Source organism: Acidovorax kalamii, from assembly GCF_002245625.1.
GTDB lineage: Bacteria > Pseudomonadota > Gammaproteobacteria > Burkholderiales > Burkholderiaceae_C > Acidovorax > Acidovorax kalamii.
In genome coordinates, this window is sequence record NZ_NOIG01000011.1 from 153,499 (window position 1) to 168,351 (window position 14,853).

The following is a 14,853-nucleotide window of genomic DNA, read 5'->3' on the forward strand; positions in this document are numbered from 1 at the left end:
AACTGGTTATTCGAGAACGAAGTTGACCGGGACCAGGTTCCACATGGTCTCGGGCACGCCGTTGCGTTTGCCGGGCACAAAGCGCCAGCGCATGACGGCCTCCTGGGCCTGTCGGTCCAGGCGGTCGAAGCCGCTGGACTTGTTGACTTCCACCTTCTGCGGCGTGCCGTCGGTGCCGATCAGCACGCGCAGCACCACCTTGCCCTGCTCGCCCATGCGCTTGCTGATGGCGGGGTAGCTGGGCTTGGGGTTGTTGAGGTAGGCGGCGTCGCTGGAGGGCAGTTCGATCTTGGGCGGTGCAGGCGGTGCCGGTGGGGCGGGCGGCGCCGGGGGGGCAACAGGTGCCTCGATGGGGGGCGCGGGCGGCTGGGGCGTGGTGATGCCCGTGGGCGCATTGGGCGCGGGAGTCGGGTCGGCAATCGCCACGGGCATGGGGGCCGGGCGCGGCGCGACCTTGGGGGCCGGGCGCGGTGGTGGTGGCGGCGCCGGGGGCGGCGGTGTGACCTTGGGGGGCGCGGGCGGGGCGATGAATTCGCTCAGCAGCTCGGCCGGCACGATGACCTCGGCCGCGCGGCGCAGCAGGCCCGACTGCAGGGCCCAGATGCCTACCACGTGCAGGGCAATCACGGAGCCCACGATCACGGTGTTGCGGCTGACACCCCCGGGAGTGGCAAAACGATCAGGGTGAGACATAAAAATGATAGCAACCCGCGCCTGTGTATCAGGCGCCAGGTGCCTAAAAGACCGATATTACTTGCGGAAGATCCACCAGGCAGAGCCTGCCACGAGGATCAGGCTGCCAGCGAGTGTTGAGAGGAGTTCCATGACTTGCTTTCCAGGATGGAGCTGGCAAGCTGGATCGGCTGCGGTGCCACGTCATTGTGCAGGGCGGCCACAGGATTCGAAACACTGCACTGCGCCACCACATCGCGGGCGCAGCTTTCGCAGCAACCGCATTGGGTGGCCACGCCCAGCTCGAACTGGATTTCATCGAAGCTCATGCCAGCGCGCGCATGGCGGGCAATCTCACGGTCGGAAACCCGGCGGCAAACACAGACGATCATGGGGAGCAGGCAGTGTGGCTGGCTGTTGAAGGGATGGCTGTATTATAAATACGAATCTATCGCATTTGCAATAAATCATTCCTGCCGACAGGGGGAAGGGCTTTGGTCGGCGTCCGCACCCCTCACCGGCCGCCAACTCCGGCCATCGGTGGCTGTTACCTGCCGGAGCGCAAGGCCGGGTCTTCTGCGGCATCCAGCAGCGCTGGGGTGGCGTCCGCCAGCGTGGCGCAGCCGGTGAGTGCCATGGCAACCTCCAGTTCGTCGCGCAGCAGGCGCAGCACATGGGCCACGCCTGCGGCCCCGGCATTGGCCAGTCCCCACACGGCGGGGCGCCCCACCAGCACGGCCGATGCGCCCAGCGCCATGGCCTTGAGCACATCGGTGCCGCGCCGGATGCCGCCGTCCACCAGCACCGGCACCGCCCCGCCCACGGCCTGCACCACGCGGGGCAGGGCGGTGGCAGTGGCAGGGGCGGTGTCCAGCGTGCGGCCGCCGTGGTTGGAGACGATCAGGCCTGCCGCGCCCGCTGCCACGGCCTGGCGCGCGTCGGCCGGGTGCAGCACGCCCTTGAGCAGCACAGGCAGGCGGGTGATGGACTGCAGCCAGGCCACGTCGTCCCAGGTGGGCGCCTGGTGCAGCAGGCCGTCAAACAGCGCGCTCTGTCCGGGGCGCAGGTCGGGTGGTGCCGATGGGGGCAGGCCCGCCAGGTTGACCGGGCCCACGCCGGGCGGCAGCCGAAAGCCTGCGCGCCGCTCGCGGTCGCGCACGCCGCTGGTGGGCGCATCCACCGTGAGCACCAGGGCTTCGTAGCCCGCCGCCTCGGCCCGTTGCACCAACGCCTGGGTAAAGCCTCGGTCATGCTGGAGGTAGAGCTGGAACCACAGCGGGCCGCGCCCCGGGTCGGGGTGCACGGCCTCGGCAACGGCTTCGAGCGATACGCTGGCCTGGGTGCTGAGCACCACACCCGCGCCCAGCGCGGCCGCCGCATAGGCCATGGCCAGTTCGCCATCGGGGTGGGCCAGGCGCTGGAAGGCGACCGGGGCCAGCAGGATGGGGTGGGCCAGCGTGCGCCCCAGCAGCTGCACCCGGGTGTGCCCGCCCGCCAGCGGCCGCAGCACGCGGGGCCACAGGGGCAGCGCATCCCAGGCGCTGCGGTTGGCGCGCAGCGTGATCTCGTCGCCCGCGCCGCCGCTGAAGTAGGCCCAGGCGTTGTCGTCCAGCTGCTGGCGCGCATGCAGTTCGTGGTCTGCCAGGCTGGCGATCTCGGGCGGCAGCCGGTGGCGGGCGGGGGTGTCAGTCATACCAATGAAAAAAGCACCTTGCGCGCGTTCAGTATGCGCAAGGTGCTATTGAAATAGGAGTAAATCTGGCAAGGCAGGGGGCCACGGCGCGAAGGGGCCGTGCTGCCTGGGTGCCAAGGGAGGGGGCTCACACGTCGGCCCACATGCGCAGCAGGTTGTGGTACGTGCCCGAGAGCGCAATGACCGACGGCTCCGTCTCGCCCACGCTCTGGCGCAGCCGCAGCAGCGACATGTCCATGTCGAACAGCAGCTGCCGCTGCTCCAGTCCGCGCACCATGCTTTCGACCCAGAAGAAGCTGCTGATGCGCTGCCCGCGTGTGACGGGCGACACCTGGTGCACGGTGCTGCTGGGGTACAAAACCATGTCGCCCGCCGGCAGCTTGATGCGTTTTTCGCCCCAGGCTTCGGTGGCCACCAGTTCGCCGCCGTCGTATTCGTCCGCCGGGGTGAGGAACAGCGTGCACGACAGGTCGCTGCGCACCCAGGCGTTGTCGGCTGCGGAGTGCATGACGGCGCTGTCCACATGCTTGCCGTAGAAGTTGGCGCCATCGCCGTAGCGGTTGAACAACGGGTTGTAGATGCGCCGGGGCAGGGCGGCTGAGAAGAACAGTGCGTTGCGTGCCAGGGCGGCCTTGACCAGGCCCTGCAGCTGGGCCGACAGCTCGCTGCCCTGTGCCAGCTGCAGGTTGTTCTTCTGGTGCACGGCCTGGCCGCCTGCGCTGCGGGCGCCGTCCACCCAGGGGGCATCGGGGGCCCAGAGCTGCTGCCGGAAGAAAGCGACTTCTTCGGCGGTGAGAACGTGGGGGATGTGCAGGAACATGGAGGCCGATTGTGACGCCGCCCCAGTGAAGGGGCGGCGTCGTTTCGTCAGAACATCAGCGCATCAGCGCATCGAATGTCAGAAGCGCGTCTTGATGGACACCTGCACGGCGCGGGGTGCACCCGGCGTGTAGAAGCCACGGTACAGGCCGTCGGCGTAGGTGCGGTCGAACAGGTTGCTCACGTTCAGCTTGAGCGTGGTCTTGTCGTCAAACGCGTACTCGGCCATGGCGTCCATCACGGCAAAGCCGCTGGCGTACACCGCACGCGAACCCTCGGGGTTCTGCTTGCTGCGGTAGGTCAGGCCAGCGCCCACGCGCAGCTTGGACGTGACGGCGTAGGTGCTCCACACGCTGCCGCTGTGCTTGGGCGTGAGGCCGGGGCGGTCGCCCTGCACCTGCGCGCCACCACCGTTGGCGGCCAGTGCCACGTTGCTGCGGTCGATCTTGGCCGAAGGAATCCAGGTGTGGTTGGCGAACACTTCCCACTGGGGCGTAAGACGGCCTGCCAGGTTGAATTCCATGCCGGTGGCGTGGCGCTTGCCGGACAGCAGCTCTTGCTGGGCAGCGGTGTCGGGGTCGGTGTTGCGCTCGTTGTACTTCTCGCTGCGGAACACGGCCACACCCAGCAGCGCGCGGCGCTCGAACAGCTCGAACTTGCTGCCGATCTCGAAATTGCGGCTCTTCTCTGGGTCGGTGTTGGCGGTGCGGGCCGTGTTGGCGCCGGGGTTGCCGAACTGGTAGGTGTCACCCGAGGTGTTGTACGAAGTGCCGAACGACGCGTAGTACGAGACTAGCTCGCTGGGCTGGAACAGCAGGCCCACGCGGGGGCTGACCAGGCTGTCGGAGCGCGAGTTGCTCAGTGCGCCGGTGGCGTTCTTGTAGGAGGCCTTGAAGTTGTCATAACGCAGGCCACCCACCAGCTTCAGGGTGTCGTTCAGCGCCATCGTGTCCTGGAAGTACAGGCCGAGGTTGCGCGACTTGAAGGTGTTCCACTGCACGGGCGCGCGGCCATCGGCCACCCAGGCGCCATCGTTGGGCGAGCCGACGGTGGTGGTGGGGCGGGTGGTGGTGTTGGGGTAGTTCTGGTTGCGCTTGGCATCGTCGTCGAAGTAATCGACGCCCGCCAGCACGGCGTGCTTCTTGCCGCCCCAGTTGAAGGTGTTGCTGTAGTCGCTTTGCACCTGCAGCACGTCGCTCTCGCCCAGGCGGCCCTTGGAGCCACGGGTCAGCACGGTGTTGCCGTTGATCTGGTCGAGCGTGATGGCGCTGTTCTGGAAACCGATGGTGCTGGCCAGCAGGTCGCGCTCGTAGGTGCCGTAGCGCAGGCGCGTGTTCAGCTCGCCGTTGTTGTCAAAACGGTGGATGTGGCCCAGCGTGACATGCTGTGCCGAGGTGTTGTTGTGGTCGCTGGCCAGGCCATAGTAGTTGCGGGCTTCCAGCGGCGTGTTGATCTTGCCGTCCACCACGCGCCAGGGGTGGTTGTACAGCGGGCGGCCCTTGGATTCGAGGTAGTACAGGCCGATGGAGAACTCATCGCGCGTGCCGATGCCCCAGGCGAACGTGGGCGCAATGCCGCGCTTGTCCTGCTTGGCGCCGTAGTTGTCGAACTCCTGCACCATGGCGTTCAGGCGGAAGGCCGCGTTTTCGCCGGTCTTGAAGTTGAAGTCGCCCGTGGCGCGGTGGTATTGGCCGGTGCCGTAGGTGTAGGAGGCTTCGTGCTGGTCGATGAGCAACGGGGCCTTGTTGACCTGGTTGACCACACCGCCGGTCGAGCCCTTGCCGAACAGCATCGATGCCGAGCCCTTGAGCACTTCGACGCGGTCCAGGTTGAAGGTGTCGCGCTCGATCAGCGGAGCGTCCTTCATGCCGTCCACATAGATGTCGCCCGCCTGGCCCAGCGAGAAGCCGCGCAGGCGCACGTCTTCTTCACCCGTTTCGCCCGACTGGAAGGTCACGCCCGCGGTGTTGCGCAGCACCTCGCGGAAGTCGTCCATGTTGCGGTCGTTCATCTGCTTTTCGGTGAATACCGTCACGGACTGGGGGATGTCCTTGATGTCCTGGTTGCCCTTGCCGACCGTGGTCTTCTTGAGCAGCAGGGTGTCCTTGCCTTGCACTTCGGCAGCTTCTTTCACCGTCACGGTGGACAGGGTGGCTTCCTTGGTGGCGGTCTGTGCCATGGCGCCCATGGAGGCGGCCAGCATCAGGGCGCCCAGGGGCAGCAGGGCCTTGTCGGACGAGGAGACGGGGGCGAAGGACGTGGGAGATGCGGTTTTACGCAGCGCGGAGCTGCGGCGCTGTGCGCGTGATTTTGCCAAGATGGCCTCCATCGATGGGGTGCAGGGGGGACGATGTGCGGATGGCGCGCGGAGCGCCAAATGCAGCGAGAGGCAGTGGCTAGGTCAATATGGCTGTGCGTCGTCGTGCTGCTTTATGTTACATCAAATGCGGGTCATTCTCATTTGTGTTGATGTTCGCATGCCACACTTTCAGGGCGGCGGAAATGAAAAAAGCCGGCTGAGCCGGCTTTTTTCGGATGCTGCGGGTGCAGTGCGTCGGTTTACTTGACGTGCTTGCCAATCAGGCCAGCCAGTTCAAACATGGACACCTGGGGCTTGCCGAACAGCTCCTTGAGCTTGGCATCGGCGTTGATGTTGCGCTTGTTGGTGGCGTCCTGCAGGTTGTTGGCCTTGATGTAGACCCACAGCTTGCTGATGATCTCCGTGCGTGGCAGCGGTGCCGAGCCCACCACGGCGGCCAGCGCGGGGCTGGGCGTGAGCGCCTTCATGAAGGCGGCGTTGGGGGTGCGCTTCTTGGCGGGGGCAGCGGCCTTCTTGGCTGCTGGGGCTGTGGTTGCCGGAGCTTTTTTTGCAGTTGCCATGTTGGGTTTTCCTTGTTGGAAGTAAATTTTCACCAGCGAAAACGACGCTTTCCCACTGGCAGAGCGATGCTAATGGGAAAAAAACGCGTTTCCAAGGGAGAAACGGCTTTTTTTGCCTCGATTTGTAGCGGTGGCGCCGCGCAGCGCGCAGCAATTCGCCGCAGGGCAGCGCCAGCCTTGACAAAAGCCTGCGGCTGGTTTGCCTGGCATGGGCCTGTATGGGGCTGTCGCTGCAAGGGCTTGTGTTGCGCGGACAATCCTGGCTTGGCCCGTTTCACTGCCCCACTCTTTGAAAGAATTTGTCCCTATGTCCGCAGCTTCCAACCCTCCCTTCTCCACCTGTGACTTCTGCGACGTGCACAAGGCGGATGTGAGCGGCGCTTTCCGCGTCTTGCCGCCCGTTTTTCAGAGCTATGGCGGCAAGCTGGTGTTTGCGGGTCCGGTCACCACCGTCAAATGCCACGAAGACAACTCCCTGGTCAAAGCCGCCGTGGAGTCGCCGGGCGAGGGCCGCGTGCTGGTGGTGGATGGCGGGGGCTCGCTGCGCCGCGCGCTGGTGGGGGGCAACCTGGCGGCCGCAGCGGCGCGCAATGGCTGGGCGGGTGTGGTGGTGGATGGCTGCGTGCGCGACGTGGCCGAGCTGAACGCCGCCGCCGTGGGCATCCGGGCGCTGGCGCTCATGCCTCTGCCCACCGAGCGGCGGGGCGAAGGCCAACGCGATGTGGCGGTGTCGATCCAGGGCGTGTGGGTGCGGCCGGGTGACTGGCTGTATGCCGATGCCGACGGCATCGTTGTCAGCGCGCAGGCGCTGACGGCTTGACGGTCGTTGCGCGGGTCAGGATCGGTCGGGGTGATCGCCCCGGCCCACGCGCAGGGCAGCGCGTGAGGGCAGGGTGGCCATCAGCACACTGGCCAGCGCAATCGCGAAGGCAAACAACTGCATGCCCGAGAGTGACTCTCCCAATACCAGCACACCCACCAGGGCCGCACTCACCGGCAGCAGCACCGAGAACACACCGCCCTGTGCCGCAGGCACCGCCTTGAGCCCCGTCATCCAGAGCCAGACGGTCCACATGCAGGCCGCCAGGGCATAGAACAGCAGCAGCGCCCAGGTGCCCCAGCCGACGGCGCCGAAGTCGAAGCCCAGCGCGAGGTACAGCCCGAACGGTGTGGTCAGCACAAAGCCCCACAGGTTGATGAGCGCGGTGATGCGTTTGGGCCCCAGGCTGCCCGTGAGTTTTTTGCCGATCACGGTGTAGGCCGCCTCGCAGACCACGGCCCCCACCAGCAGCAACTGCCCCAGCCAGGCCAGGTTTTGAGGATTTTTGGCTGCTACCGCCTGTCCCGCATGGGCTGAGTGCTCTGGTTTTGATAGTGAAAACAGCGCAATGCCTGCCACGGCGCAGACCACCGCCAGCCAGGTGCGTGGCGCCACCCGCTCGCGCAGGAACGCCCAGCCCATCAGCGCCACGGCCGCCGGGATAGCGGCCATGGTCACACCAGCCGACACCGCATCGGTCAGGCTCACGCCATAAATCATGCAGATGGTGAACAGGAAGTTGCCCAGGAACGACTCCAGGAACAGCAGCCGTCGGGTTTGCGGTGTCAGCGGGGGCTCATCCGCCGGTTTCTTGAGCCAGTGCAGCATGGCCACACCGCCGATGCCAAAACGCATCCAGGCCAGCAAAAACACCGGCAGCACGGCCGCCAGCGGCTTGGACAGCGCCACGTAGCTGCCCACCAGCGACATGCTGAGTGCCAGGCACAGATAGGCGAAGGGGCGGTTGGGCGTGTTCACTAGACTGGGCGCTGTTCAAAAAAACGGCTTACGCAAATGGGTTCAAGCACAGCGCTCGCCACTGGGCGAGGCCTGCTTTGCAGCCTTGTTGGCGTAAGTCCTCAAAAAAGAGTGCGCATCATGCCCGACGAATCCACGCCCGCCCGGCAGCCCCGCTGCGTTTTTGTCTACGGCACGCTGCGCCGTGGCGGCAGCAACGACATCACGCGGCTCAAGCCCTCGCCCCGCTATGTAGGGCCTTCACAAGTGGCCGGGGTGCTGTACCACCTGGGGGCCTACCCGGGCATGTTGCTGGGAGGTGAGCGGTGGGTGGTGGGTGAGGTCTATGCCATCGAGCCAGCGCTGGAGGCCATCCTGGATGCCATTGAGGGCGTGGCGGGCCAACCGGGCGATGAATACATCCGGCGGGAGGTGGTGGCGCTGGTCGAGGGGCGGCCGCTGGCGTGCCTGGTGTACGAAATCAATCCACCGTACGTGGCGGCGGCCCCGGTGATTGCCTCTGGCGACTGGCTCCAGGCGGTGGATCGTGAAGGCCAATAAGTTTCCCGTAATGTGAAAGTTATTTTTCTCAATGCAAAATGCAATAGATGTTGCATTGCCGCAATTTTTCTCGATATGAGAAATCAATTTCTGTATTGAGAAATCTCATGGTTAAGTTGTTGTTTTGGAAGGAGAAAATTTATCTCTTCTATAAGACATAAGAGCTTGCGCAGGTCTTATAGAAGACTTAAAGTTGTCTTCAAGGGCGGCACACAGCAGCCCGGCGTTTTCAACCAACCCCTGGAGTGATCTCATGCCCCAATCCCTCAACGAACAACTGAGCCGCGAACAGCAAATTGCCGCCCTGGAAAAAGACTGGGCGACCAACCCCCGCTGGAAGGGTGTGAAGCGCGGTTACAGCGCTGCCGACGTGGTGCGCCTGCGCGGCTCGCTCCCCATCGAGCACACCCTGGCCAAGCGCGGTGCCGAAAAGCTGTGGGACAAGATCAACGGCGGTGCCAAGAAGGGCTACGTGAACGCTTTCGGCGCCATCTCTGCCGGTCAAGCCATGCAGCAAGCCAAGGCTGGCCTCGAAGCCGTGTACCTGTCGGGCTGGCAAGTGGCCGCCGACGGCAACACGTCCGAAACCATGTACCCCGACCAGTCGCTGTATGCGTATGACTCGGTGCCCACCATGGTTCGCCGCATCAACAACACCTTCAAGCGCGCCGACGAAATCCAGTGGGGCCGTGGCATCAACCCTGGCGACAAGGAATTCATCGACTACTTCCTGCCCATCGTGGCCGATGCAGAAGCCGGCTTCGGCGGCGTGCTGAACGCGTTCGAACTGATGAAGAACATGATCCAGGCAGGCGCTGCTGGCGTTCACTTTGAAGACCAACTGGCTGCTGTGAAGAAGTGCGGCCACATGGGTGGCAAGGTGCTGGTGCCTACGCAAGAAGCCTGCGAAAAGCTGATCGCTGCACGTTTTGCCGCTGACGTGATGGGGGTGTCCACCATCGTTCTGGCCCGCACCGACGCTGAAGCAGCCAACCTGATCACGTCCGACCACGACGCCAACGACAAGCCCTTCCTGACCGGTGAGCGCACGCAAGAAGGCTTCTACCGCGTGAAGAACGGTCTGGAACAAGCCATCAGCCGTGGTGTGGCCTACGCCCCCTACGCCGATCTGGTGTGGTGCGAAACCGGCGTGCCAGATATCGGCTTCGCCCGTGAATTCGCACAAGCCGTGCACGCCGCCTGCCCTGGCAAGCTGCTGTCGTACAACTGCTCGCCATCCTTCAACTGGAAGAAGAACCTCAACGATAAGCAGATCGCTTCGTTCCAGGAAGACCTGTCGGCGCTGGGCTACAAGTACCAGTTCATCACGCTGGCCGGTATCCACATCAACTGGTTTAACACCTTCCAGTTCGCCCATGCATACGCCCGCGGCGAAGGCATGAAGCACTACACCGAAATGGTGCAGGAACCCGAGTTCGCAGCACGCGAAAAGGGCTACACCTTCGTGTCGCACCAGCAGGAAGTGGGCGCAGGCTACTTCGACGACGTGACCACGGTGATCCAGGGCGGATCGTCCAGCGTGAAGGCGCTGACGGGTTCGACCGAAGAAGAGCAGTTCCACTGATCTGAGGGGCAGATGCGCTGCCTGCGTGTGGCGCAAAATGCACCGATTGAAGGCCCGAAGCACCTGCTTCGGGCTTTTTTGTTGGTGGCAAGGTTAAAATGCCAACAAATTCACTGCACAAGAGCGAGAAAGGCAATCTGGTTATGACACCGCGAACTACATCGGAGATGTTGACCGGCCGTTAAGGCTGGCTGTTCGCGCCTGCACGAGATTGCACACACCTCCAAAAAGCGCGGACCTGTTCCGCGCTTTTTTGTTTTCTGGGCCTGGCGCGTGCCCGCACCCATTGCACTGATTGAAAAGAAAGAGTTACTCCCATGATTCACATCACGCTTCCTGATGGCTCGCAGCGCGAATTCCCGGGCCCTGTCACGGTGGCCGAGGTGGCGGCCTCTATTGGTTCTGGTCTGGCCAAGGCAGCCCTGGCTGGCAAGATCGGCGACAAGGTGGTGGACACCAGCTACCAGATCACGGCCGACAGCCCGCTGTCCATCGTCACGGCCAAGGATGCCGATGGGCTGGAGGTCATCCGTCACTCCACGGCCCACTTGCTGGCCTATGCTGTCAAGGAGCTGTTTCCAGAGGCCCAGGTGACCATCGGGCCCGTGATCGAGAACGGCTTTTTCTATGACTTCTCGTACAAGCGCCCCTTCACGCCCGAAGACCTGGTGGCCATCGAAAAGCGCATGACCGAACTGGCGGCCAAGGACGAGCCTGTGGTGCGCCGCGTGCTGCCGCGCGACGAGGCCGTGGCCTATTTCAAGAGCCTGGGCGAGCACTACAAGGCCGAGATCATCGCCAGCATCCCGAGCAACGAGGATGTGAGTCTGTACCGTGAAGGCAACTTCGAAGACCTGTGCCGTGGCCCCCACGTGCCCAGCACGGGCAAGCTCAAGTTCTTCAAGCTCATGAAGGTGGCGGGCGCCTACTGGCGCGGTGATCACCGCAACGAGATGCTGCAGCGCATCTATGGCACTGCCTGGTCCACGAAGGACGAGTTGCAACAGTACCTCACGATGCTGGAAGAGGCCGAAAAGCGCGACCACCGCAAGCTGGGGCGTGAACTGGACCTGTTCCATATGGACGAGCACTCGCCCGGCACCGTGTTCTGGCACCCCAAGGGCTGGGCGCTGTGGCAGGAGGTGGAGCAGTACATGCGCCGCGTGTACCGCAACAACGGCTACCAGGAAGTGAAGGGGCCGCAGATCCTGGACAAGAGCCTGTGGGAGAAGACGGGCCACTGGGACAAGTACCGCGACAACATGTTCACGACCGAGTCGGAAAAGCGCGACTACGCACTCAAGCCGATGAACTGCCCCGGCCACATCCTGATCTACAAGCAGGGCATCAAGAGCTACCGCGACCTGCCGTTGCGCTACGGTGAGTTTGGCGCCTGCCACCGCAACGAACCCACGGGCGGCCTGCACGGCATCATGCGCGTGCGCGGTTTCACGCAGGACGACGGCCACATCTTCTGCACCGAAGAGCAGGTGCAGGAAGAATGCGCCAACTACACGGCGCTGGTGCAGAAGGTGTACAAGGACTTCGGCTTCACGGACATCATTTACAAGGTGGCGACGCGGCCAGAGGCGCGCATCGGCACTGAAGAAGCCTGGGACCGTGCCGAAAAGGCGCTGATGGATGGCCTGCGCTATTCGGGCTGCGAATTCGAAATCGCGGAAGGTGAGGGTGCCTTCTACGGTCCCAAGATCGAGTACACGCTCAAGGACGCGCTGGGCCGCCAGTGGCAGTGCGGCACGATGCAGATCGACCCCAACCTGCCTGAGCGCCTGGACGCCGAGTACGTGGCCGAAGACGGCAGCCGCAAGCGCCCCCTGATGCTGCACCGCGCGACGGTGGGCAGCATGGAGCGCTTCATCGGCATGCTGATCGAACACTACGCCGGCGCCTTCCCTGTGTGGCTCGCGCCGGTGCAGGTGGCGGTGCTCAACATCACCGATGCGCAGGCCGATTACTGTCGCGAAATTGCAGCAAAACTGCAAAAAGCACTGCCGAATCAAGACCTTAGAGTGGCGGTCGATCTGCGCAACGAGAAGATTACGTATAAAATACGTGAGCATTCGTTGCAAAAGCTGCCGTACATCCTTGTCGCGGGCGACAAGGAGAAGGCCGCAGGAGCCGTCGCAGTGCGCGGCCGGGGCAATCGTGACCTCGGCGTGATGTCTGTTGAAGCGTTCGCTGAGCTGATCGCCCAAGACATCGCCACCAAAGCCTGATTTTTGCTTTAAAACATGCTTTGGCGCATGCCAATTGTGCGGTTGTTGCTACAAAAATTGTAGTGTTTTGATTCAAGGAAGATAGCCATCGCTACTGAATTTCGTGATCGTCGCCACCGGGAAGAGCGCAAGCATCGCCTGAACCGTGAAATCATGGCCCCGGAAGTCCGCCTGTCCGGGCCTGACAACGAGCCTTTGGGTGTTGTCAGCCTGATGGAAGCCCTGCGCATGGCGGGCGAGCTGGATGTGGATCTGGTGGAAATTGCCGCTACGGCTAATCCGCCAGTGTGCCGCCTCATGGACTACGGCAAGTTCAAGTACCAAGAGCAAAAGCGTGCGGCGGAAGCCAAAGCCAAGCAGACGGTCATTGAGATCAAGGAAGTCAAGTTCCGTCCCGGAACAGACGATGGCGACTACAACATCAAGATGCGCAATATCCGCCGTTTTCTGGCGGATGGCGACAAATGCAAGATCACGCTGCGTTTCCGCGGCCGCGAGATCACGCACCAGGAACTCGGTCTGGCTTTGCTGAACCGGATTCGTGACGAACTGGCTGACAGCATCATCATCGAGCAGTTTCCCAAGCTGGAAGGCCGCCAGATGATCATGATGATTGCACCAGGCCGCAAGAAGCCTGCTGCCAAGCCTGCCGCAGAAGGTGCGCCAGCGCCTGGTGCTGCTGCCTGATCGGTAGTGGGGTGATTGTCGAGATTTGAGCGCTGCGCCTGAAAGGGTGTAGTGCTTGAAGGTGGTGTGCAAGCACTGCCAAACGAAAGGCGAGAGCCTTTCGAAAAAGTGGCTCGGGGCCAACAAGTTTGCAGATCGGTTTGCAAACGCCTCACGAGCACAACGAAGAAGGAGCATTCACATGCCCAAAATGAAGACCAAGAGCAGCGCGAAAAAACGTTTCCGCGTTCGTCCCGGTGGTACCGTCAAGCGCGGTCAAGCCTTCAAGCGTCACATCTTGACCAAGAAGACCACCAAGAACAAGCGCCACCTGCGTGGTGCAGTGAATGTGCATGAGACCAACATGGGCTCGATCGCACAAATGCTGCCCAGCGCTGGCCTTTAATAACTGACGAACAAGGAGTACATACATGCCTCGCGTCAAACGTGGTGTAACGGCCCGTGCCCGTCACAAGAAAGTTCTCGCCCTTGCCAAGGGCTTCCGTGGTCGCCGCGGTAACGTCTTCCGTATCGCCAAACAGGCGGTAATGAAGGCTGGGCAATATGCCTACCGTGACCGCCGCACCAAGAAGCGCGTGTTCCGCCAACTGTGGATCGCCCGTATCAATGCCGCTGCCCGTGAACTGGGTCTGACCTACAGCCAGTTCGCCAACGGCCTGAAGAAGGCTTCCATCGAGATCGACCGCAAGATGCTGGCCGACCTCGCAGTGCACGACAAGGCTGCCTTTGGCAGCATCGTGGAGCAAGTCAAGGCCAAGCTGGCTGCTTGAGTTCACGATGAGCGGCTATCGTTCTGATAGCTGCTTGCGCAATAACAGCAAGGGCTAGGGCTTGAAAAGGCACTAGCCCTTGTTCATTTTCAAGAGTCGATATGAACGAGTTGGATTCCCTGGTTGAAAGCGCGACGCAACTGTTTGCCCAAAGCGCCACTCCCGCTGATCTGGAAAATGCCAAGGCGCAGTTCCTGGGCAAGTCGGGCCGTGTGACGGAGCTCATGAAGGGCATGGCGCAGCTTTCCGTCGAGGAAAAGAAGTCTCGTGGCGCAGCCATCAACCTGGCCAAGCAGGCCATCGAGGCGGCGCTTACGGCACGCCGCCAGGCGCTGGCCGACGCGGAGTTGCAGGTGCAGCTCAAGGCCGAAGCGCTGGATGTGAGCCTGCCGGGCCGCCAGCGCGGGCAGGGCGGTTTGCACCCGGTTTCCCTCACGCTCGAGCGCATCCAGGGCATCTTTGGCTCTATGGGTTTTGATGTGGCCGAAGGGCCCGAGATCGAAACCGACTGGTTCAACTTCACCGCATTGAACACGCCGGAAGACCATCCTGCGCGTTCCATGCACGACACTTTTTACGTGGAAGGCGGCACGCCAGAGGCGCCCAACCTGCTGCGCACCCACACCAGCCCCATGCAGATCCGCCACGCGGTGCAGCACGTGAAAAAACACCGTGCGCTGCTCGACGCGGGCCAGACCATGCCCGAGATCCGGGTGATTGCCCCCGGCCGCACCTACCGTGTGGACAGCGATGCCACGCACTCGCCCATGTTCCACCAGTGTGAAGGCTTGTGGGTGGGGGAGAACGTGAGCTTCAAGGACCTGAAGGTGATCTTCACGGCCTTCTGCCGCACCTTCTTCGAGAGCGACGACCTAGTGCTGCGCTTCCGCCCGAGCTTCTTCCCCTTCACCGAGCCCAGCGCCGAGATCGACATCCAGTTCCAGACCGGCCCGCTGGCCGGTCGTTGGCTGGAGGTGGCGGGCTCCGGCCAGGTGCACCCGAACGTGGTGCGCAACATGGGCCTCGATCCGGAAAAGTACATCGGCTTTGCCTTCGGCATGGGCCCCGACCGCCTGACCATGCTGCGCTACGGCGTGAATGACCTGCGCTTGTTCTTTGACGGCGACATCCGCTTCCTGTCGCAGTTTCAGTAAAGCCCGCCGATTTAGCGA

The 14,853-nt window shown here is 63.1% G+C and carries 15 protein-coding genes; 8 read left to right on the forward strand and 7 right to left on the reverse strand.

Features of this window, described 5'->3' with window-relative positions:
- Positions 1–6 precede the first annotated feature (6 nt).
- The 6 genes from CBY09_RS17510 to CBY09_RS17535 all read right to left on the reverse strand — a co-directional run bounded on the left by CBY09_RS17510 (position 7) and on the right by CBY09_RS17535 (position 6,064).
- Positions 7–693, reverse strand: coding sequence for an energy transducer TonB (locus CBY09_RS17510; protein WP_094290873.1), 687 nt, complete (start codon positions 691–693; stop codon positions 7–9).
- Positions 694–791: 98 nt separating this feature from the next.
- Positions 792–1,064 carry a (2Fe-2S)-binding protein gene (locus CBY09_RS17515; RefSeq protein ID WP_063460707.1) on the reverse strand — a complete coding sequence of 91 codons (273 nt, stop codon included), beginning with the start codon at positions 1,062–1,064 and terminating at the stop codon, positions 792–794.
- Between the two features lie 155 nt (positions 1,065–1,219).
- Positions 1,220–2,365, reverse strand: a complete 1,146-nt coding sequence (locus CBY09_RS17520) for an alpha-hydroxy acid oxidase (RefSeq protein WP_094290874.1) — start codon at positions 2,363–2,365, stop codon at positions 1,220–1,222.
- 127 nt (positions 2,366–2,492) lie between these two features.
- Complete coding sequence (locus CBY09_RS17525) at positions 2,493–3,185, reverse strand: Fe2+-dependent dioxygenase (RefSeq protein WP_094290875.1); 693 nt, start codon at positions 3,183–3,185, stop codon at positions 2,493–2,495.
- A gap of 78 nt (positions 3,186–3,263) precedes the next feature.
- Complete coding sequence (locus tag CBY09_RS17530; RefSeq protein ID WP_420807464.1) at positions 3,264–5,372, reverse strand: TonB-dependent receptor; 2,109 nt, start codon at positions 5,370–5,372, stop codon at positions 3,264–3,266.
- 371 nt (positions 5,373–5,743) lie between these two features.
- The gene (locus CBY09_RS17535; RefSeq protein ID WP_015014555.1) at positions 5,744–6,064 is read right to left on the reverse strand and encodes an SWIB/MDM2 domain-containing protein; all 321 of its coding nucleotides are present in this window, start codon (positions 6,062–6,064) and stop codon (positions 5,744–5,746) included.
- A gap of 307 nt (positions 6,065–6,371) precedes the next feature.
- Between CBY09_RS17535 and rraA the strand changes: the two genes are divergently transcribed.
- Positions 6,372–6,884 carry a ribonuclease E activity regulator RraA gene (rraA, locus tag CBY09_RS17540; RefSeq protein WP_094290877.1) on the forward strand — a complete coding sequence of 171 codons (513 nt, stop codon included), beginning with the start codon at positions 6,372–6,374 and terminating at the stop codon, positions 6,882–6,884.
- Positions 6,885–6,899: 15 nt separating this feature from the next.
- On the opposite strand, the gene CBY09_RS17545 is transcribed toward rraA, so the two are convergent.
- Positions 6,900–7,862, reverse strand: a complete 963-nt coding sequence (locus CBY09_RS17545; RefSeq protein ID WP_094290878.1) for a DMT family transporter — start codon at positions 7,860–7,862, stop codon at positions 6,900–6,902.
- Positions 7,863–7,982: 120 nt separating this feature from the next.
- Between CBY09_RS17545 and CBY09_RS17550 the strand changes: the two genes are divergently transcribed.
- The 7 genes from CBY09_RS17550 (at position 7,983) to pheS (ending at position 14,835) form a co-directional block, all read left to right on the forward strand.
- The gene (locus CBY09_RS17550; RefSeq protein WP_094291214.1) at positions 7,983–8,402 is read left to right on the forward strand and encodes a gamma-glutamylcyclotransferase family protein; all 420 of its coding nucleotides are present in this window, start codon (positions 7,983–7,985) and stop codon (positions 8,400–8,402) included.
- A 253-nt stretch (positions 8,403–8,655) separates the two neighbouring features.
- Positions 8,656–9,987, forward strand: coding sequence for an isocitrate lyase (gene aceA / locus CBY09_RS17555; RefSeq protein WP_094290879.1), 1,332 nt, complete (start codon positions 8,656–8,658; stop codon positions 9,985–9,987).
- A gap of 317 nt (positions 9,988–10,304) precedes the next feature.
- On the forward strand, positions 10,305–12,224 hold the full coding sequence (gene thrS, locus CBY09_RS17560; RefSeq protein ID WP_094290880.1) for a threonine--tRNA ligase: 1,920 nt from the start codon (positions 10,305–10,307) through the stop codon (positions 12,222–12,224).
- A gap of 81 nt (positions 12,225–12,305) precedes the next feature.
- Positions 12,306–12,911, forward strand: coding sequence for a translation initiation factor IF-3 (gene infC / locus CBY09_RS17565; protein WP_094290881.1), 606 nt, complete (start codon positions 12,306–12,308; stop codon positions 12,909–12,911).
- A 181-nt stretch (positions 12,912–13,092) separates the two neighbouring features.
- Complete coding sequence (gene rpmI / locus CBY09_RS17570; protein ID WP_005795135.1) at positions 13,093–13,296, forward strand: 50S ribosomal protein L35; 204 nt, start codon at positions 13,093–13,095, stop codon at positions 13,294–13,296.
- A gap of 25 nt (positions 13,297–13,321) precedes the next feature.
- Positions 13,322–13,681, forward strand: coding sequence for a 50S ribosomal protein L20 (gene rplT / locus CBY09_RS17575; RefSeq protein WP_005795139.1), 360 nt, complete (start codon positions 13,322–13,324; stop codon positions 13,679–13,681).
- Between the two features lie 101 nt (positions 13,682–13,782).
- Positions 13,783–14,835: a phenylalanine--tRNA ligase subunit alpha gene (gene pheS / locus CBY09_RS17580; RefSeq protein ID WP_094290882.1), complete on the forward strand. Its 1,053-nt coding sequence runs from the start codon at positions 13,783–13,785 to the stop codon at positions 14,833–14,835.
- The last annotated feature ends 18 nt before the right edge of the window (positions 14,836–14,853 follow it).